Source organism: Kitasatospora sp. NPDC004289 (assembly GCF_053602875.1).
Genome location: NZ_JBSGEL010000105.1, coordinates 1 through 18,453, shown reverse-complemented (window position 1 = coordinate 18,453; position 18,453 = coordinate 1). Strand labels below are relative to the sequence as shown.

At 74.0% G+C, this 18,453-nt stretch carries 19 protein-coding genes; 12 read left to right on the top strand and 7 right to left on the bottom strand.

Features of this window, described 5'->3' with window-relative positions; all coding sequences use genetic code 11:
• Positions 1-127 precede the first annotated feature (127 nt).
• The 6 genes from ACWEPF_RS37090 to ACWEPF_RS37065 all read left to right on the top strand — a co-directional run bounded on the left by ACWEPF_RS37090 (position 128) and on the right by ACWEPF_RS37065 (position 6,580).
• On the top strand, positions 128-511 hold the full coding sequence (locus tag ACWEPF_RS37090; protein WP_452176087.1) for a hypothetical protein: 384 nt from the start codon (positions 128-130) through the stop codon (positions 509-511).
• A gap of 99 nt (positions 512-610) precedes the next feature.
• Positions 611-2,107 carry an alpha/beta hydrolase gene (locus tag ACWEPF_RS37085; RefSeq protein WP_452176086.1) on the top strand — a complete coding sequence of 499 codons (1,497 nt, stop codon included), beginning with the start codon at positions 611-613 and terminating at the stop codon, positions 2,105-2,107.
• 196 nt (positions 2,108-2,303) lie between these two features.
• Positions 2,304-4,247: a M6 family metalloprotease domain-containing protein gene (locus tag ACWEPF_RS37080; protein ID WP_452176085.1), complete on the top strand. Its 1,944-nt coding sequence runs from the start codon at positions 2,304-2,306 to the stop codon at positions 4,245-4,247.
• Positions 4,244-5,350 carry a hypothetical protein gene (locus tag ACWEPF_RS37075; RefSeq protein WP_452176084.1) on the top strand — a complete coding sequence of 369 codons (1,107 nt, stop codon included), beginning with the start codon at positions 4,244-4,246 and terminating at the stop codon, positions 5,348-5,350. The genes ACWEPF_RS37080 and ACWEPF_RS37075 overlap by 4 nt, the downstream gene beginning before the upstream one ends.
• Positions 5,347-6,261, top strand: coding sequence for an ATP-grasp domain-containing protein (locus ACWEPF_RS37070; protein WP_449794873.1), 915 nt, complete (start codon positions 5,347-5,349; stop codon positions 6,259-6,261). Before ACWEPF_RS37075 ends, ACWEPF_RS37070 begins: the two co-directional genes overlap by 4 nt.
• 16 nt (positions 6,262-6,277) lie before the next feature.
• A complete protein-coding gene (locus ACWEPF_RS37065) occupies positions 6,278-6,580 on the top strand; it encodes a hypothetical protein (RefSeq protein ID WP_380150352.1) in 303 nt (100 codons plus the stop codon).
• Positions 6,581-6,587: 7 nt separating this feature from the next.
• Here ACWEPF_RS37065 and ACWEPF_RS37060 read toward each other — a convergent pair whose 3' ends face one another.
• Entirely contained in the window at positions 6,588-7,064 is a 477-nt protein-coding gene (locus ACWEPF_RS37060; protein ID WP_452176083.1) for a MarR family winged helix-turn-helix transcriptional regulator, read from the bottom strand.
• Between the two features lie 89 nt (positions 7,065-7,153).
• Between ACWEPF_RS37060 and ACWEPF_RS37055 the strand changes: the two genes are divergently transcribed.
• Together ACWEPF_RS37055 and ACWEPF_RS37050 are read left to right on the top strand one after the other, a co-directional pair.
• Positions 7,154-7,996 carry an alpha/beta fold hydrolase gene (locus tag ACWEPF_RS37055; RefSeq protein ID WP_452176082.1) on the top strand — a complete coding sequence of 281 codons (843 nt, stop codon included), beginning with the start codon at positions 7,154-7,156 and terminating at the stop codon, positions 7,994-7,996.
• A gap of 89 nt (positions 7,997-8,085) precedes the next feature.
• A complete protein-coding gene (locus ACWEPF_RS37050) occupies positions 8,086-8,730 on the top strand; it encodes a dihydrofolate reductase family protein (protein ID WP_452176081.1) in 645 nt (214 codons plus the stop codon).
• A gap of 22 nt (positions 8,731-8,752) precedes the next feature.
• On the opposite strand, the gene ACWEPF_RS37045 is transcribed toward ACWEPF_RS37050, so the two are convergent.
• Positions 8,753-9,910 carry a methyltransferase gene (locus ACWEPF_RS37045; RefSeq protein WP_452176080.1) on the bottom strand — a complete coding sequence of 386 codons (1,158 nt, stop codon included), beginning with the start codon at positions 9,908-9,910 and terminating at the stop codon, positions 8,753-8,755.
• A gap of 102 nt (positions 9,911-10,012) precedes the next feature.
• Here ACWEPF_RS37045 and ACWEPF_RS37040 point away from each other — a divergent pair, with 102 nt between their 5' ends.
• Together ACWEPF_RS37040 and ACWEPF_RS37035 are read left to right on the top strand one after the other, a co-directional pair.
• A complete protein-coding gene (locus ACWEPF_RS37040; protein ID WP_380150357.1) occupies positions 10,013-10,525 on the top strand; it encodes a GNAT family N-acetyltransferase in 513 nt (170 codons plus the stop codon).
• An 80-nt stretch (positions 10,526-10,605) separates the two neighbouring features.
• Positions 10,606-12,246, top strand: a complete 1,641-nt coding sequence (locus ACWEPF_RS37035; protein WP_452176079.1) for an arylamine N-acetyltransferase — start codon at positions 10,606-10,608, stop codon at positions 12,244-12,246.
• Between the two features lie 24 nt (positions 12,247-12,270).
• Here the strand turns inward: ACWEPF_RS37035 and ACWEPF_RS37030 are convergent, their stop codons facing one another.
• Positions 12,271-13,089 (bottom strand): SDR family NAD(P)-dependent oxidoreductase, encoded by an 819-nt coding sequence (locus ACWEPF_RS37030; protein WP_380150359.1) that lies wholly within the window; start codon positions 13,087-13,089, stop codon positions 12,271-12,273.
• A 272-nt stretch (positions 13,090-13,361) separates the two neighbouring features.
• Between ACWEPF_RS37030 and ACWEPF_RS37025 the strand changes: the two genes are divergently transcribed.
• Entirely contained in the window at positions 13,362-14,228 is an 867-nt protein-coding gene (locus tag ACWEPF_RS37025; RefSeq protein ID WP_380150360.1) for a 3-hydroxybutyryl-CoA dehydrogenase, read from the top strand.
• Positions 14,229-14,300: 72 nt separating this feature from the next.
• On the opposite strand, the gene ACWEPF_RS37020 is transcribed toward ACWEPF_RS37025, so the two are convergent.
• Positions 14,301-14,480 (bottom strand): antitoxin, encoded by a 180-nt coding sequence (locus tag ACWEPF_RS37020; RefSeq protein ID WP_452176078.1) that lies wholly within the window; start codon positions 14,478-14,480, stop codon positions 14,301-14,303.
• Between the two features lie 203 nt (positions 14,481-14,683).
• Between ACWEPF_RS37020 and ACWEPF_RS37015 the strand changes: the two genes are divergently transcribed.
• Positions 14,684-15,319, top strand: coding sequence for an HNH endonuclease family protein (locus ACWEPF_RS37015; protein ID WP_449795116.1), 636 nt, complete (start codon positions 14,684-14,686; stop codon positions 15,317-15,319).
• Between the two features lie 60 nt (positions 15,320-15,379).
• Here the strand turns inward: ACWEPF_RS37015 and ACWEPF_RS37010 are convergent, their stop codons facing one another.
• The 3 genes from ACWEPF_RS37010 to ACWEPF_RS37000 all read right to left on the bottom strand — a co-directional run bounded on the left by ACWEPF_RS37010 (position 15,380) and on the right by ACWEPF_RS37000 (position 17,901).
• A complete protein-coding gene (locus tag ACWEPF_RS37010) occupies positions 15,380-16,147 on the bottom strand; it encodes a DUF4328 domain-containing protein (RefSeq protein WP_452176077.1) in 768 nt (255 codons plus the stop codon).
• A gap of 90 nt (positions 16,148-16,237) precedes the next feature.
• Positions 16,238-17,044 carry a chitosanase gene (locus ACWEPF_RS37005; protein ID WP_380150364.1) on the bottom strand — a complete coding sequence of 269 codons (807 nt, stop codon included), beginning with the start codon at positions 17,042-17,044 and terminating at the stop codon, positions 16,238-16,240.
• A 104-nt stretch (positions 17,045-17,148) separates the two neighbouring features.
• Positions 17,149-17,901: a hypothetical protein gene (locus ACWEPF_RS37000; protein ID WP_452176076.1), complete on the bottom strand. Its 753-nt coding sequence runs from the start codon at positions 17,899-17,901 to the stop codon at positions 17,149-17,151.
• Between the last annotated feature and the right edge of the window lie 552 nt (positions 17,902-18,453).

The following is an 18,453-nucleotide window of genomic DNA, read 5'->3' as shown; positions in this document are numbered from 1 at the left end:
AGGCGATCAGGTAGTGCGGGTCGTGCTGGTCCAGGACGTAGATGGTGCCCTTGGTGATCTTGTGACGGGTGCCGTCCTTCTCCACGACCTCGCCGTGCCCCGGCCGTGCACCGTGCACCCGGAGGCGGTGACGGAGTACCCGAGCTGGGACCTGCCGCAGGAGCTGTGGGACGCCCTGGAGGAGCGGTTCGACCGGCTGGAGGAGGAGCGCGGCTGGGCCTACCAGTACCACCTCTCCACCGCACCGGGCATCAAGCTGGGCGGCTACCCGGGCTGGAGCCAGGACCCCGATGTTCCGCGGTGCCCGGTCTGCCGGCGGCCGATGGAGCACCTGCTGACCGTCGAGAGCACCGAGGGCGACGCCCTGTCGTCCACGGCCTGGACGCCCGCCGACGAGGATCCGCGGGCGGAGGGCCCCGGCCTGACGCTGGGCGATCTGGGCGGGGTCTACCTGTTCGAGTGCCGCCGCTGCCCCGGCCGGCCGTTCGCCCAGCGCTTCGACTGCGCCTGACGGAAGGTCAACTCCCGTTCGGGGGTGGGGAGAACCCCACCTCCGAGTGGCCTGGTGGCCGCATGGGGCGGGCGGGGCGTTCGGAGAAGACTTCGGGGCATGACAACGCATCGAATCGCCGCCCTCGCCGCCGCGACCGCCGTGGCCGCCTCGCTCCTCGGACTCGCCGTCCCCCGGGCCGACGCGGCCCCGCAGCGCCCGAGCTGGACCAGCTGCCCCGGCAAGGACCTCGACCCCCGCCAGCGGTGCGCCACCGTCGAGGTGCCGCTGGACCACGCCGATCCCGGCGGGCAGCGGATCACCCTGGCCGTCTCGCGGATCCCGGCCGAGCGGCCGGAGCGCCGTCGCGGCGTGCTGCTGATGGTGCCCGGCGGCCCGGGCGGCGGGGCGGTCGACTGGCCGACCAAGGCCGCGAAGCAACTGCCGCCCGAGGTGCGGGAGATGTACGACCTGGTCGGCTTCGACCCGCGCGGGGTCGGCCGGAGCACGCCGGTGGACTGCGGGCTGGCGCACGAGGACCTGTCGATGACGAAGCTGCGCCCCTGGCCGGCCGCCGACGGCTCGACCACCGCCAACGCCGACACCGCCCGGCGGGTCGCGGAGACCTGCCTGCGCAACGGCGGCCCGGTGCTGCGCACCCTCTCCACCGCCAACGAGGCCCGGGACATCGACCGGATCCGGGAGGCCCTCGGGGAGCGCAGGCTCTCGCTCTGGGGCATCTCCTACGGCACCTACGCCGGGGCGGTGTACACCACGATGTTCCCGAACCGCACCGACCGGGTGGTGCTGGACAGCAACGACGACCCGGACCCGGCGAAGGTCGGCCGGGGCTGGCTGGCCGCGTTCGGGCCGGGCACCGAGGACCGGTTCCCGGACTTCGCCCGCTGGGCCGCCGCGCCGGACAACCCGCTGCGGCTGGCCGAGCGCCCCGAGCAGGTCCGGCCGCTCTTCCTGGAGCTGGCCGCCCGGCTGGACCGCGAGCCGCTGCCCTGGCCGGGCGCCAACCCGGAGGCCCTGGACGGGAACGCGCTCCGCGAGGCGCTGCTCAACACCCTCTACGACGACGAGCGCTTCCCCTCCCTGGCGCAGCTGATGCGGGCCGGGCTGGAGCGCCGCACCCCGCCCGCGCCGCAGCTGCCGCCGGACCGGGCGCTGCAGAACACCGTGGCGGTCTCGGTCGGCGTGCTCTGCAACGACGTGGCCTGGCCGCGCGACCCGGCCGCGATCGCCGGGGACGTCGCGGAGTCCCGCGCGAAGCACCCGCTCACGGCGGGCATGCCGGTGAACGTGATGCCCTGCGCGTTCTGGCCCGCCCCCGCCGAGCCGCCCGTCCGCATCACCCCGGACGGCCCGCCCAACGTCCTGCTGGCGCAGAACCTGCGCGACCCCGCCACCCCGTACGCGGGTGCCCTGAAGCTCCGTCAGGCCTTCGGCCACCGGGCCCGGATGGTCGCGGTCGACTCCGGCGGCCACGACGTCTACGCCGCCAACGGCAACGCCTGCGGCGACCGGCTGGTGACCGCCTTCCTCACCACCGGCCGCCGCCCGGCGGGCGACGTGCTCTGCCCCGCCGAGGAGACGCCGGCCCGCGGCTGACCCCCGCGGGCGGCACCCGGCACCTCGCACCCGGCACCTCGCACCGCACGGCCCGGTGGAACGATTCGTCGTCGAACAGGGCCAGCGCGCCAAGGGGTGCGCCGAGGCGGCTCCCCCGGACGGCGGTATCGCACGTGCGCTCGGCTCACTACCATGCGTAGTCAGCAGATCGCAGCCCGCTGCCGAGGGAGCCGCCATGCCCCAGTCCCCTTCCCCCTCCACCCCCGCCGCCAGAGCCGGAGCCGGTACCGGAGCCGAGGCCGCGACCGCGGCCCGGGCCGTCTGGTCCGACTTCTGCGCCGTGGCACCCAGCCCGGAGCTCCGCGACCGGCTCCAGCAGGAGCTGGCCCGGCTGCGCTCCGGCCCGGACGAACTGGCCGGGCAGTTCACCGTGGGGCGCACGCCGCACCGGCTCGGCTTCGACGACGGCGCCATCTTCCCGCCCGAGGAGTTCCCGCTCGGCACCCCGTACACCACGATCAAGCAGGCGGCGGCCGAGCGGGCCCCGCTGCGCGGCGCGGTACGGGTCGTGGTCGTCCTGGCGGACTTCTCCGACAAGCACATGACGGCCGATCAGGCGCACTTCGAGAAGCTGTTCTTCTCGCTCGGCGAGCTGCCGCACGGCTCCGTCCGCGAGTACTACCGCGAGGTGACGCACGGCCTGGTCGACATCGTCGGCGAGGTGCTCGGCCCGCTCCGGCTGCCGCAGACGCTGGCCTGGTACGCCAACGGGAACTTCGGCATCGGCCGGCCCACCGGGGAGCCCCGCGCCCACCTGATGGCCCGTGACGCGCTGCTGGCCGCCGACCCGACGGTGGACTTCACCCCGTACGACAACGACGGCAACGGCTTCGTGGACGCCTTCATCGTGGTGCACGCCGGCTCCGGCGGGGAGGCCACCGGCGCCCCTGGCGACATCTGGTCCCACAAGTGGACCCTGCCCGACGTGCAGAACGTGGACGGCACCAAGGTGTTCGCCTACCTCACCATCCCCGAGGACGCCAAGATCGGCGTCTGCGCGCACGAGCTGGGCCACCTGCTGTTCGGTTTCCCCGACCTCTACGACACCGACGGCACCTCCGAGGGCGTGGGCAACTGGTGCCTGATGGGCGGCGGTTCCTGGGGCGGCGGGGGCGACGTGCCGACCCACCCGTCCGCCTGGTGCAAGGTCAACCAGGGCTGGGCCAGCGCCACCGTGGTCACCTCCGGCGGCCCGGTCACCTTCGAGGACGTCAAGTCCAGCCACACCGTCCACCGGCTCTGGAAGGACGGCGCCGGGGGCAACGAGTACTTCCTGGTGGAGAACCGCCAGCAGAGCGGCTACGACGTCTCGCTGCCCGGCGCCGGCCTGCTGATCTGGCACGTGGACGAGAGCAAGCCGGGCAACACCGACGAGAACCACTACAAGGTCGGCCTCGTCCAGGCCGACGACCGCCGCGACCTGGAGCTGGCCCGCAACCGCGGCGACGGCGGCGACCCGTACCCGGGCAGCGCGGGGCGGACGGAGTTCAGCTCCGGCAGCACGCCGAGCTCCAAGTCCTACGCGGGCGCCGACACCTGCGTCTCCGTCACCGGCATCCCCGCCCCGGCGGTCAGCATGACCGCCACCGTCTCCGTCTCCTGCGGCAAGCCGCTGGTCAAGGAGCTCAAGGACGGCGGCAAGGAGCTCAAGGACGCCCGCAAGGAGCTGAAGGACGGGCTCAAGGACCTCAAGGAGCCGTTCAAGGAGCGCAAGGACGCCCGGAAGGAGGTCAAGGAGCCCTTCAAGGAGCGCAAGGACATCAAGGACCGGGTCGAGAACAAGCGGCCCGAGCGGCCCAAGCTCCCCTTCGAGCGCAGCAGCGGGGACACCGACCCGCTGACCGAGGCGGTGCTCGACCTCCAGGCCCGGCTGGCCGCCGTGGAGCAGGCCCTGACGGGCGGTCAGGGCGGCGAGGACGAGCAGTACGGCCAGTACGGCCAGGGTGGCCAGGACGGCGGTCAGGACGCGGGCGGCGGCGAGCCGTTCATCGGGTCCTCGCTCCGCCCCGACCTGCAGGGCGGCCCGGTCTACGACCCGGAGACCGAGGGCCTCCGGCAGGCCATGGCCGGCGGTGACCCGGCCGCCAAGCGGGCCTTCGACAACCTGCCCCCGCAGTGACCCCGGCCCCCGCGGCGCCCCGCACGGTCCTCGTGCTGGCCGACCGGACCGACCTGGGTGCGGCCTCGGTGGCCCGCGCCCTGGCCGGCCGGCCCGGCGGCGGACGGGTGCTGCTGCTCGGGCCCGGAGAGCTGCTCCGGGCCCGGTGGTCGCACCGGGTGGACGCCGCCGGGGCCGCCCGCACCGTGCTCACCCTGCCCGACGGCGAGCGGCTCGCCGACGACGGGGTGGGCGCGGTGCTGCACCGCCTGACGCACCTTCCGCTGACCCGGGCGGCCGGCGTCTCGGCCAAGGACCACGACTACGCCCGGGCCGAGCGGTACGCGCTGCTCGCCAGCTGGCTGCTCGGCCTCGGGCCCCGGGTGCTCGGCCCGCACCACTCCTGCGGCACCTCTCCGGGCGCGCTCTCCCCCGCCACCGCCCTCGCGCTGGCCGGGCACCTCGGCCTGCCGGTGGCCCGCACCGGCCGGGCCACCCGGAGCGGCCTGCTCGCCGCCGGGCCCGACGAGCGGCTGGTCCGCGAGCTGGACTGGCCCGGCGGCCCCGGCGCCCCCGTCCCGGCCGAGCTCCACCCCGCCCGGGTCACCGGGCCCGGTCTCCTCCTCTGCGGCCCCCACCTCCTCGGCCCCGCCGCCGCCCGCTACGGCCCCCGCGCCAGACTCCTCGCCGACCGCCTCGGCACCACCCTCCTGGGGCTCCGCTTCACCCCCACCGGCCACCTCACCGAGGTCGACCTCCACCCACCCCTGACCGCCGGGTCCCACCGCACCGCCGTCGCCGACTGGCTCCACGACACCGCCACCGCCTGCGGCGGGCCGACGACACGACAGGAGGACGCCGGGGCGTCGGACCGTCCCGCCACCGACGGCGAAGCGCCGGGCCGGCGCCTCCGCGGTCCGCTCGGGCCTGACCCGACAGGGCTGCGCGCGGAGCGGGCGCCGGCGGACCGGCCCGCGGACCACCCTCCCGCCGACCCGGTGCCAGGACACGACGCCGTCGCCGTCCCAACCGCCGGCGCAGGCGCACCGAAAGCCGACCGTCGCTCCCTGCCCCTGCCCGGCGCAGCCGGCCCGCGGGGCCCGGTCCGGGAGGTGGCGCGGTGATCCTCTTCTACGGGCTGCTCGACGATCCGCCGCTGACCCGGGCCGTGGAGGCGGCCCGGGCGGCCGGGTACGAGCACCTGGTGATCGATCAGGCCCGGCTGGCCCGGTACGACTTGGTCTGCGGGACCGGCCTGGCCGGGCTGGTGGCCGTGGACGGGCGGCGGGTGCCGTTGGCCGAGGTCTCGGCCGTCTACGCCCGCCCGTTGGAGCTGCCGGCCGCCCCGGGGGACGACCTTGCGGCGCGGGCCCGGGCGGCGGCCTTCCACCGCTGGTTCACCGACTGGCTGGACTGGGCCGACGCCCTGGTGGTGAACCGTCCGCTCGCGATGGAGTCCAACGGGTCCAAGCCGTACCAGGCCCAGCTGATCGCCCGCGCCGGCTTCCCGGTGCCGGAGACGCTGGTGACGGACGACCCGGAGGAGGTGCGGGAGTTCCGCGCCGAGCACGGCCGGGTGGTCTACAAGTCGGTCAGCGGCATCCGCTCGATCGTGCGGGAGCTGACCCCTGACGACGAGTCACGCCTGCACCTGGTGCGCGGCCTGCCGACCCAGTTCCAGGCCCACGTGCCGGGCCGGGACGTCCGGGTGCACGTGGTCGGCCGGGAGGTGTTCGCCGCCGAGGTGGAGAGCACCGCCGTCGACTACCGCTACGCCCACCGGGACGGCCGGCGGGCCGAGCTGACGGCGTACGAGCTGCCGGAGGCGGTGGCGGAGCGGTCGGTGGCGCTGGCCGCCGCGCTGGGTCTGCCGCTGGCCGGGATCGACCTGCGGCGGCGGCCGGACGGTGCTTGGGTGTGCTTCGAGGTGAATCCGATGCCCGCCTACAGCTACTACGAATCGCACACCGGCCTGCCGATCGCCGCCGCCCTGGCCGCGCTGCTGGCCGGGGCCCGCACCACCGTGGAGGCATGAGCCGATGGTCGCGTCGATGGAGAACCTGACCGCGCTGCGGGCCCGGCTGGTGAGCGCGGGCCCGCACCCCCGGCTGCCGGACTGGCGGCTCGCCCAGGTGGAGCTGCTCTCGGCCACCCCGGTGCCGGGCTTCGCCGACCTGCTCTCGCCCCGGGTGGGCCAGGCCTTCGGGATCGCCGTCCGCCCGGCGCAGCTGGCGGGGGTGGCGCCCGGTGCGGTGCTGCGGCTGCGGGCCCGGCTGGCGGCCGGCGAGGTGTTCGCCGAGCAGGAGCCGGGCCCGGGGGACTTCCTCGTCGAGGAGGCCGCGCCGACGCTCTGAGCGCCCGTCAGTTCACGTCCACGTCCTCGAAGAGCTCCAGCATCCGGCCGAGCACCCGGACGGTGGTCTCGACGTCGGCCGCAGTGACGTCCCCGCCGATGTGGCGCAGCAGCCCGTGCTCACGGTCCAGCACGGCGGTGATGGCGGCACGGCCGCCGTCGGTCAGCCGGATCAGCGAGGAGCGCTGGTGGGCCGGGTTGGGGATGGCCTCCACCAACCCGTCCGCGAGCGCGTCGTTGACCATCCGCTGGACGAACTGACGGCTGAGCGCCTGGGCCCGGCCCATCTGGGGGACGGTCATCGGCCCGTGCTCGCGGAGCAGGTCGAGGACGGCCCGGACGCCGACGGACAGGCCCTGTTCGGGGACGTCCGTCTCGACCTTGCGCTGGACCCGCCGGTAGAGCGGGCCGACCAGGGCGAAGACCTCCATCAACCGGGGGGCGAGATCGGGTTCGGGTTCACGGGGAGCGTCGGTGTCGGTCACCCGTCCATCATGACACCCGAGGTGCCAATTTTCCGAGAAGAATGACAACCTGGTTGTCATTCTCCCGTAGACATGGCACCTTGGTTGTCATGACGAACGCCACCGAGCAGTCCTACGCCGACACCGTCCGCACCTTCGAGTCCGGGGACGGCCCCCTCGCCTACCGCGACGCGGGCTCCGGCCGCCCCGTCGTGCTGCTGCACGGCGGATTCATGGACTTCACCATGTGGGACGCCCAGGTCGACGCCCTCTCCGCCCGCTACCGGGTGATCGCCCCGGACGCCCGGGGCCACGGCGCCTCGGCCAACGCGACCGGCCCGTTCCGCCAGTGCGACGACCTGGCCGCCCTGCTGCGCCACCTCGACCTGGGCCCCGCCGTGCTGGTCGGCCTCTCGATGGGCGGCACGATCGCGGTGGAGACGGTGCTGGAGCACCCCGAGCTGGTCGCCGGGATCCTGATCAGCGGTGGCGGCACCCACGAGCCCACCGTCACCGACCCGTGGAACGAGGCGGGCCACGTGGTGAACAGCACCGCCCTGATGTCCGGCGACATCGAGGGCTGGCTCGACTCGCTCGCCCTCTGGATCGCCGGCCCGTACCGCGAGGTCACCGACCTCGACCCCGAACTGGTGCGCCGCCGCCGGGACATGGCGCTGCGCACGATCATGAAGCACACTCCGGACGAGCCCAACCACCACGTCCAGGTCTCCGCCACCCTGGGCCGGGCCGGCGAGGTCACCGTCCCCGTGCTGGCCGCCAACGGCGCCCTGGACTCCCCCGCCCTGATCTCGCTGGCCGGCCCCTTCGCCCAGGCCGCCCCGCACGGCCGGGTCGCCGACCTCCCGGACACCGCCCACATCCCCGCGATGGAGCGCCCGGAGCTCTACACCGAGGTCGTCGAGGCCTTCCTGGCCGAGGTGTACGGCGCCTGACTCCCCCTCAGGGCCCCGGCGGGTTGGCACGACCGCTGTCCGACCGGGGCCGTACCGTCGTCGGTACCGACGACCGCAGGAGGAGAAGCGTGCCGCAGCTGCTGAGGGTCCAGAACTTCAACGTCTCCGCCGACGGGATCGGCGCGGGCGAGGACCAGACGCTGGAGCGTCCGTTCGGACACGTCGACCCGGGGAAGCTGTTCGCCTGGGCCGGCGCCACCGCCAGCTGGCCGCTGCGCTCCGGCCCCGGCGGCAGCCGGGGCCTGGACGACCTGTTCCTCCGGGACTACGCGCGGGGCATCGGCGCCGAGATCATGGGCCGGAACAAGTTCGGGCCGCAGCGCGGGCCCTGGCAGGACGAGGAGTGGCGCGGCTGGTGGGGCGAGGAGCCGCCGTTCCACACCCCGGTGTTCGTGATGACCCATCACCTGCGCCCCGCGTTCACCCTCTCCGACACCACCTTCCACTTCGTCTCCGGCGAACCGGACGAGGTGCTGCAGCTGGCCAAGGAGGCGGCGGACGGCAAGGACGTCCGCCTCGGCGGCGGGGTCTCCACCATCCGCCGGTTCCTGGACGCCGACCTGGTGGACACCCTGCACGTGGTGGTCTCGCCCCTGGAGTTCGGCACCGGGCTGAAGCTCTGGGAGTCGCCGGACGAGCTGCTCGACCGCTTCCACCGGGACGTCGTGCCCAGCCCGAGCGGCGTGACCCACCACCTGTACTGGCGGCGCTGAGGCGCCCGGAGCCGGGCCTGCCCTACCGGCGGACGGCCCTCAGCAGCACGAACTTGCGGTCGCTGGCGACCAGTTCGCAGCTCCCGAAGAGCTTCTTCAGCTTGACGTGGTAGCCCAGGTGCCGGTTGCCGATCACCCAGAGCTCGCCGCCCGGGCGCAGCGCCCGGCGGGCGGTGGTGAACATCCGCCAGGCGGTGGCGTCGGTGGTGGCCTGGTGGCTGTGGAAGGGCGGGTTGTTCAGGACCACGTCGAGCGAGCCGGGCTCGACGCCGGTGAGGGCGTCGCCGACGGTGAACTCCGCCTTCGCCTCCGGACCCAGCGCGTCCCGGAAGGTGGTCTCGGCCGAGGCCACCGCCTGGTGGGACTCGTCGACGAAGAGCAGCTCTGCCTCGGGGTTGGCCAGGGCGGCGGCGGTGCCGACCACGCCGTTGCCGCAGCCGAGGTCGGCGATCCGCAGCGGGCCGACGGTCGGCGGCAGGTGGCCGAGCAGGAAGCGCGTGCCGATGTCGAGGCGGTCCGCGCAGAACACGCCCGCGTGGTTGGTGACGGTCCGTCCGGAGACCGCCCCGATCCCGGCCGGGAGCTCGTAGCGCAGCGGCCAGGGGTTGGCACCGCGGGGCAGCTCCGGGTCGGGGGTGCAGAAGATCAGGCGGGCCTTGCGGACGGCCAGCGAAGTCCTGGTCGGGCCGAGGATCCGCTCGAAGAGCTGGAGCGTGGAGGTGTGGATCTCGGTCACCATGCCGGTGCCGACCACCACCGTGCCGGCGTGCACGGCCGGGGCCAGGCGGTGCAGCTGGTCCTCCAGCAGGGCCAGGCTCTTGGGCACCCGGACCAGCAGGACGTCGATCCGCTCCGGCGGCGGGTCCTGGGTGGTGAGCAGCTCGACCGCGCCCGGCTCGACCCCGGCCCGGGCCAGGTTGGCCCGGGTGGCCTGCCGGCCCAGGTGGGAGTCCGAGACCTGCACCGGGCGGTGCTGCGCCAGCGCGGTGACCAGCGAGCCCCAGCGGTCGCCGAGCACCACCGGACGGCCCGTCAGGGGCACCGGCGGCGCGCCGTCGATCCCGGCCAGGTGCCGCAGCAGGTACTCGTCGGCCGCGTCCCAGGCCCGCAGCCGGTCCCGCGGGTCCTCGGGGAAGCGGCTGAGTTCGAACTCGCCCCAGGGCGTCGTGAAGCTCTCCATCGTGCCCTCAGGCTATCCGAACCGGCCGAACCGGCCGGACCGCCCGACCGGCCCGGGGCGTCCTGACGGCGTGTCACCGCCACAAGGCCTATCGTCCGGAGCATGGCCACCATCCTGCACGGCGATGCCGTCACGCTCCGCCCCGCCGTCGCCGACGACGTGCCCCGGCTCGCCGAGATCCGGGGCACCCCCGAGGTCCGGGCCCGCTGGCGCGGCGAGGCCGACCTGGCCGCCGAGGTGGCGGAGGACCTGGCCGACCCGGAGACGGAGGTGTTCGCGGTCGAGGCCGGGGGCCGGGTGGTCGGCGCGGTGCAGTGGTACGCCGAGAACGACCCGGAGTACCGGCACGCGGGGATCGACGTCTTCCTCGACCCCTCGGTGCACGGCCGGGGCCTGGGCACCGACGCCGTCCGCACCCTGGCCCGCCACCTGCTCACCGCACTCGGCCACCACCGCCTGGTGATCGACCCGGCGGCCGACAACGCGGCCGCGATCCGCTGCTACGCCAAGGTCGGCTTCCGCCCGGTCGGCGTGATGCGGCAGTACGAGCGCGGGGCGGACGGAACCTGGCACGACGGCCTGCTGATGGACCTGCTGGCCGGCGAGCTGACCTGAGCCCCCCGAACCTCCCCGGCCCCCGTCGGGCCGCGCAAATCGGCTGCGCGGAGCAGGGGTCGTGGGCGATCATCTCCGCCATGGACGATCCCCTCGCGGTGGCGCAGCAGTTGGTCAAGTCGGCGTACCCGGAGGCGGTGGCGGCCTACCTCGGCGGCTCGACCGCCCGGGGGGAGGCGACGGCCGGCTCCGACCTCGACCTGGTCGTCGTCCGCCCCGAGGGGTACGAGGTGTACCGGGAGACGACCCGTCACGAGGGCTGGCCGGTCGAGCTGTTCGTCCAGACCCCGTCCTCGACCCGGGCCTTCTTCGACTGGGACCGGGTCAACGCCGTCCCCTCGCTGATCTCCATGTGCGCCACCGGACTGACCCTGCTGGACGCCGACGGCACCGCCTCCGAGCTGCGCGCCGAGGCCGCCCGGCTGCTCGCCGCCGGTCCGGCCCCCGCCACCGCCGAGGCGCTGGAGACCAGGCGGTACATGCTGACCGACCTGTACGACGACCTGCTCGACGAGCGGCCCGAGGACGAGCGGGCCGTGGTCGCCGCCCTGGTGCTGGAGCGCGCCGCCGAGCTGCTGCTCTCCACCGGCGGCCACTGGCAGGGCAAGGGCAAGTGGATGCCCCGGATGCTGCGCGCGGCCCACCCCGCGCTGGGCGGGCGCCTGCTCGACGGCTACCGGGCCCTGCTCGCGGGCGGCGCCGGCCGGGAGTTCACGGCGGCGGTGGCCGAGGTGCTGGAGCACTGCGGCGGCCCGCTGCGCGAGGGCTACCGGCGGGTGGCCGACGCCGAGGCGCTCGCCGGGCCGAACCCGCCGGCGAAGGAGCCGGAGCAGCCGCGGCCCGCCGCCCTGCCCGAGCCGCTGGTCGCCGGCTACCTGGCGCACCTCGGCGCGGAGCGCCCGAGCCACCCGACGGTGGCCGCGCTGTTCGCCCTGCACCGGGCGCACGTCGAGCGGGTCCCGTACGAGACCCTGGACATCCAGATCGGCCGCCGGACCACCATCGACCCGGCCGACGCGGCCCGCCGGATAGCCGCCGGCCGCGGCGGCTACTGCTTCCACCTGAACGGGGCCTTCGGCGCGCTGCTGACCTCGCTCGGCTACGACGTCCGCCGGCACGTGGGCGGGGTGCAGAACACCCCGGAGGACCCGGCCGGGGCCAACGCCAACCACCTGGTGCTGACCGTGCGCTGCGAGGGCCGGGAGTTCCTGGTGGACGTCGGCCTCGGCGACGCGCTGCACGAGCCGCTGCCGCTGCGCGAGGGGACGTACCGTCAGGCCCCGCTCGCCCTGGGCCTGGCGCCCTCGGCGGCCGAGCCCGGCGGCTGGCGCCTGGCGCACGACCCGCTCGGCTCCTTCACCGGCATGGACTTCCGCCCGGGGCCGGCCGTGACGGCGGACTTCCTGGAGCAGCACGAGCGGCTCTCCACCTCGCCGGAATCGCCGTTCGTCCAGGTGTCGACGGTGCTGCGCCGGGAGGCCGAGGCCCTCGACGCGCTGCGCGGCTGCGTGCGGGTGCGCACCGGCGCGGACGGCGTCCGCACGGTCACCGAGGTCGCCGACCGCCAGGCCTGGTTCGCCCTGCTGACCGGCCCGTTCGGCCTGGTGCTGGACGGCCCCGAGGGCTTGGACGAGGCCGAGCGGGACCGCCTCTGGGCCAAGGTGCACGGCGGCCACACCGCCTGGAAGGAGGCCACCGGCTGGACGGCGCCCGCCTCCTGACGCCGCGTCGGGGCCGGGCGGCCCTCAGGCCATCGGGTCGTCCTCGCCGTACGGGCGCAGCCGCAGCGTCCGGGCGTCCGACTCGCGGATCCGCTCGGCCCGGGAGCAGAGCAGCTCCAGGTTGTCCCGCCCGGCGTGGATGAACCGCCCGTGCAGGGCGTCGAAGCGGCCCCGGGCGGCGTCCACGGTGACGGCCACCATGTACGGGATGGAGCCCCAGGCCTTCATGTCCCGGAACATCGGCATCCCGGCCGTCATCGCGGTGGCCACCGCCCCGGGGCTGATGTCCAGCACCACGACGTGCTTCTCGGCCAGCGAGTCGGCGATGTTGTCGGAGAGCTTCAGCAGCGCGCCCTTGGAGGTGGCGTAGGCGGTGTAGTGGCCGTCGGGGCGCAGCGCGAAGCCGGAGTTGAGGTTGACCACCCGGCCGCGCCGCCGCTCGACCATGCCGGGCAGCACGGTGCGCAGCAGGTTGTAGGGGCCGCGCAGGTTGGTCTCCACCACCTGCCACCACTGGTTGGGGTCGGTCTCCCAGAGCGGGACCTCCTCGCGGTCCACCTGCCCGGCGTTGTTGACCAGGAAGTCCACCGGTCCGAGGTCGCGCTCCACCGCGCGGACGGCCTCCCGCACCGAGCCGTGCCGGGTGACGTCCGCCGTCACCGCGACCCCGCGCGCCCCGTGTCTGACGCACTCCCGCAGCGTCTCGGTCAGGGTCCCGTGGTTGCGGCCGAGCAGCCCGACCGCCATCCCCTCCGCGGCCAGCCCGACGGCCAGCTCCCGCCCGATGCCCCGACCGGCCCCGGTGATCAGCGCGACCTGCCCTACCAGCGATCCGGTCGGCATGGTGACCTGCTCCCTCCTCCGACTGCCTGCACTCCCTCCGGCCGATTCTTCGGGCCCGCCGGGGGCGCGCGGCGGATCACCGGGCCGCTTGTCATCCGATCGGCCCACGCCCCGCGCGGCTCGACGAGGGCGGGATCACATGACGGACCGAGATGTACTCGCTGGTAGCCGGGTAGTACGGTCGTCCGGGCGGCGCGTACGGCCACGACACCGGCGCACCACCCGTCAGAGCACGCTGGGCCACCCCCAGCTCCACCGTGAAGGGCAACTGAGTGAGTGACATCGCGCGCGTCGGGGTAGTCGGCTGCGGACTGATGGGTTCGGGCATCGCCGAGGTCTTCGCCCGCTCCGGGCTGGAGGTGCTGGTCTCCGAGGCGACCGGCGAGGCCCTGGAGTTCGGCCGGACCCGCCTGACCAACTCGCTGGAGACCGCCGTCCGGCGCGGCAAGCTGACGGAGGAGCAGCGGGACGAGACCCTGTCGCGGATCTCCTTCACCACCGACCTCGCCGACTTCGCCGACCGCGACCTGGTGGTCGAGGCGGTGGCCGAGCAGGAGGAGATCAAGACCAAGATCTTCCAGACCCTGGACCAGGTGGTCGAGCGCCGGGACGCCATCCTGGCCTCCAACACCTCCTCCATCCCGATCGTGAAGCTGGCCGCCTCCACCTCCCGCCCGGAGCAGGTCATCGGCCTGCACTTCTTCAACCCCGCCCCGGTGCAGCGGCTGGTCGAGGTCATCCCGACCCTGACCACCTCCGCCGAGACCACCTCCCGGGCCGAGGCCTTCGCCGTCCAGGTGCTCGGCAAGGAGCCGATCCGCGCCCGCGACCGGGCCGGCTTCGTGGTCAACGCCCTGCTGGTCCCGTACCTGCTCTCGGCGGTGCGGATGTTCGAGTCCGGCGTCGCCACCGCCGCCGACATCGACAAGGGCATGGAGGCCGGCTGCGCCCACCCGATGGGCCCGCTGCGCCTGTGCGACCTGATCGGCCTGGACACCATCGTCTCGATCGCCGAGTCGATGTACGACGAGTACAAGGAGCCGCTGTACGCCGCTCCCCCGCTGCTCTCCCGGATGGTCGACGCGGGCCTGCTCGGCCGCAAGTCCGGCCGGGGCTTCTACGACTACACCGCCGCCTGAGTTCCTCCACGCGCGCACGACGGAGGCCGGAACCCGCTTCTCGGGTTCCGGCCTCCGTCGCTTTCCCCGGGCCTACTGCGGCGCGGGCGGCTCCTGGGTGCCGAGCTGTTCGTTGATCTTCTGCTGGGCGGTGTCGACCTGGCCGGAGTACTTGCCGCCGGTCTTCTCGTCCACCATGTCGCCGGCCTTGTCGACGCCGGTGCGGGCGGTGTCCTCGTGGCCCTTGATCATGCTCTTCAGCTTCTCGAACACGGTGCGGTCCTTCCCTGTGGAGCGTGGCGGGACCTTCCAAGGATCACCGCCACCCGGCGCACGCGCATCCGCTGTGAACGTCCGGAGCGAGAAATTCACCTCCGGGGTCTACCCGCGTAAACAGCGGCTGCCCCATGATGGCGGGGCTCCGCCGCCCGGATCCTTCGGGCCGTCAACTCCCCCTCACCATGCTGGAGTTCGCCATGCCCCGATTCCGCCGTGCCCTCGCCACCGCCGGCGCCGCGCTGCTGGCCGCCGCCGCCCTGCTGACCAGCGCCGCACCCGCCCAGGCGGCCCTGCCGACCCCCGTCTCGGCCGCCACCGCGCGCAGCTACCTGGCCTCGCTGACCGTCGCCGCCCCGTCCCACGAGTCCACCTACGACCGGGCGCTCTTCCCGCACTGGATCACCATCTCGGGCACCTGCAACACCCGCGAGACGGTCCTCAAGCGGGACGGCTCCAACGTGACCACCGACTCGGCCTGCGCCTCCGTCTCCGGCAGCTGGTACAGCCAGTACGACGCGGTCACCTTCACCGCCTCCGGCAGCCTGGACATCGACCACATGGTGCCGCTCGCCGAGGCCTGGCGCTCCGGCGCCTGGGCCTGGAGCACCGCCCAGCGCCAGGCCTTCGCCAACGACCTGACCCGCCCCCAGCTGATCGCCGTCAGCGCGAGCAGCAACCGCAGCAAGGGCGACCAGGACCCGTCCACCTGGCTGCCGCGCGCCGCCTACCAGTGCACCTACACCCGCGCCTGGGTGCAGGTGAAGTACTACTACGGCCTGACGGTGGACAGCGCCGAGAAGTCCGCGCTCTCCTCGGTGCTGAACGGCTGCTGACGACACGACGGAGCCCCGGGGCGGCCCACACCACCCCGGGGCTCTGCGGCCCGTCAGCCGTTACGGCTGCCGACCGGATGCCGCCCACTCCCAGGACACCTGCGGCCCGGCGGCGTACCGGGCAGTCGCGGCGGTCTGAAGCGCCGTCAGCCGGCGGACCACCAGGATCGCCAGCACCGCCGCGACCGCGTCCAGCAGGTCGGTGGCAGCCGCCAGGGAGAAGCTGAGCACGTACTCGGCAGGCTCCCTCGCGGCGCCGTACACCTGGGCGTCGACCATCCCGGCCCCCTGGGCCACCAGCCAGAGCGCCCACCACCAGCGGAGCAGACCGGTGGTGGGCGCGGGGCCCTCCTGCGGGGCGGTGGCCCGCCAGACGTCCCGGGTCATCTGGTAGGGGAACCAGAACGACACCACGGGGACGATCCACCCCCACACCGTCCAACCCGGCGACCGGCTCTGCCGCTGCCAGGGCGCCAGCGCCGGCGCGTTGCCGCGGGCCCGGTGGAACCAGAAGAGGAAGACCAGGCCGCAGACGACGAAGGCCACCATGGACACCATCGAGACCGTCGCGCCGACCACCTCGTCCACCACCGCGAGGTCGCCCGGCAGGCCGGGGTCGTCCACCAGGCGCTGGAAGTCCGCCCGGACCACCAGCGAGACGAAGGCGTCCAGCAGGTCGACCAGCACCACCAGCCCCAGCATCACCATCGCCGCCACCGCAGGACCGCGCAGCGACCGGAGGACGACCGGCGGAGCCGGGGCCTCCTGCCACTGCGGCGGTGCCTGCCACGGCGAGGACGGAGGAGGACTGCTCTGTTCGGAGTTCACGCCGCGATCCCGTTCACTGTGCCCCCACCGTCCGGGGGACCGGAACGGTCATGTGATCACAGCGGCGCAGCGGATTTCCAAACGTTACCGTCAGCTGTTGATGCTGAAGCTGTCGCCGTAGACCTTCCACTTCAGCGGCGGGTTGAGGTCGAAGTTCTTGGCCTTCAGGAAGACCCGCTGGGCGGTGTCCACCCGGCTGGTGTCGCTGTGCGCCTCCTCCTGCTGCATCGCCCAGACCCGGGCGTCCAGGAAGGCGTTCAGGTAGGTGGTCTCGTCGCCGCCCTGGGCCGGGGTCTTGGCCTTGGCGAGGGCGCGCTTGCGGATGTTGGAGAAGCTGGTCGAGTCGCCGCCGTTGCCGTGCATCACGATGGCGTCGTAGTACGCGAACTGGCCGAGCGCGCGCAGGCCGTCGGACTTGGCCTGCTTGACCGCCGGGTTGAAGTAGACGCGGTCGCGCTCGTCGTTCTGGGCCTGCTGGAAGACCGAGTCCTTGGCCGCGGTGGCCCAGTCCCGCTCGAAGGCGGAGCCGAGGCCGGAGTGCGACTCGGTGCCGTTCACCTTGCGCAGGGCCGGGAGGTACTTGGCCAGGATGTTGCCGGGCTTGAGGTCGGTGTAGTGCTCGACCAGGTCGAGCATGTCGCCGGTGCCGGAACAGAAACCGATGATCCCGGCGGTGTAACCCCGGCCGTCCTTGATGTCCTCGATGTACTTGTACTGGGCCTTCCAGTCCAGCGAGGAGTTCTCGGCGCTGGAGACCAGCTTCATCGCGATCTCCTTCTTCGCCGGGTCGTCCAGCCCGGCCCCGGCGGCCTGGGCGGAGGTACCGCCCACCAGGGAGAGGGAGACGGCGGCGGCGAGGAGGCCGGTGATCGCGGTACGGCGGCGCACGACAGGCATGGCTGACTCCGTGGGGGGAAGCGGCGATTAGGAAACTTTCCTAACGGAGACAGATTGAACCGTGCTCCGCCCTCGCCCGCAAGAGCAAGGGCACCACAACTCACTCAAACCTTGGGGCAGTTGCCGGGCACCTCCGCCGGCACCATCACGCAGTAGGCCGCCCCGTCCGCAGGGACGGCAGCCTCCGGAACGGCGAAGACCGCGACCCGGGAGACCGGCATCACCACCTCCCCCACCCGGCTCACCAGCTGCGCCGCGTCCCCCGCGTCACTGCGCCGGTACAGTCCGACGGGCACCAGTTCGCCGGGGTGGTAGCCGGAAACCACCAGCTGGCGCGGGCTGCCGGCCGCGGCGACGCCCGCCGGGTGGTCCGGCAGGGCGATGCCCTGGCCATGAGTGGCCGTCAACGCCCCCTGTTGGGCAGTGAGTTGGAAGGACCCCTCCTTGGCAAGAGCCTCCCGGGGCACGTTCGGCGGTACCAGCAGCCAGGCCCGGCTGCCCTGCACGCCACCGTCCTCCCCGTACACCGACAACCCCGCCCCGCCGAACAGCGCCTCGGCCGGCTCCTCGCCCTCCGGCACCGCCGCCTCCTCGGGGCGGACACCCGTGCGGAAGCTCCGACCGCCCACGGAGAGCGTGACCGCGACCTCCTCGCCCGCCCGGAAGCCGTGCAGGCAGAGCGCGACGGGTTCGGTCAGCCGCAGCTCCACCGGGCCGTTGGCGGCACTGCTGAGCCAGACCGCCGGGCCCTCGCCGTACGTGGCCGGGAGCTGATCCCGGCTCAGGTCCCTCGCGCAGTCGGGCCGCTGAGGTGCGGCGGGCTGCGCCAGGACGAGCTGCGGCGCCAGCGGAGCCACGTCGGACTCCCCCGGGCCGGGGCTGGGGGACGGCTCCTCCGGGGTGGGGCTGGGAGCAACGCTGACGGGAGCCTCCGGCACGCTCAAGGAGGAACGTTCCACCTGGGCGCCGCACGCCGTCAACAGCAGCACACAGCCGCCAACCGCCGCCAACATCCGCATGCCGCCTCCTCGCGTCGCCCCACCACGAGGCTAGGCACGACGCACCGCACACGACCGACCACGACGCGACGGCGTCCGGGTGACGCGGGCGCACTGGGTGGTGATGCCGGGGGCGCGGGGAACTGCGCGAGTACGGAAGGCGGACCAGAGCCAGGTCGGGGCAGGCGAGCCAGTTGCACGTGCTGCCGTTCCCCTGCGCGCAGTTCCTCGCGCCCCTGGGTCGCTGCCCCGCCGAGCCACATGCGGAAGGGCCCGCCCCCCAGAGCGGGAGGCGGGCCCTTCCGGGCAGCGGAGCGTCAGGCGCCGCGCAGGACCGCGCCCGTGCGGGCGGCGGCCTTGCGGCTTCTGCTCTCCGACCTCGTCCCCGGTGTCCCGGCGACGTGGAAAACA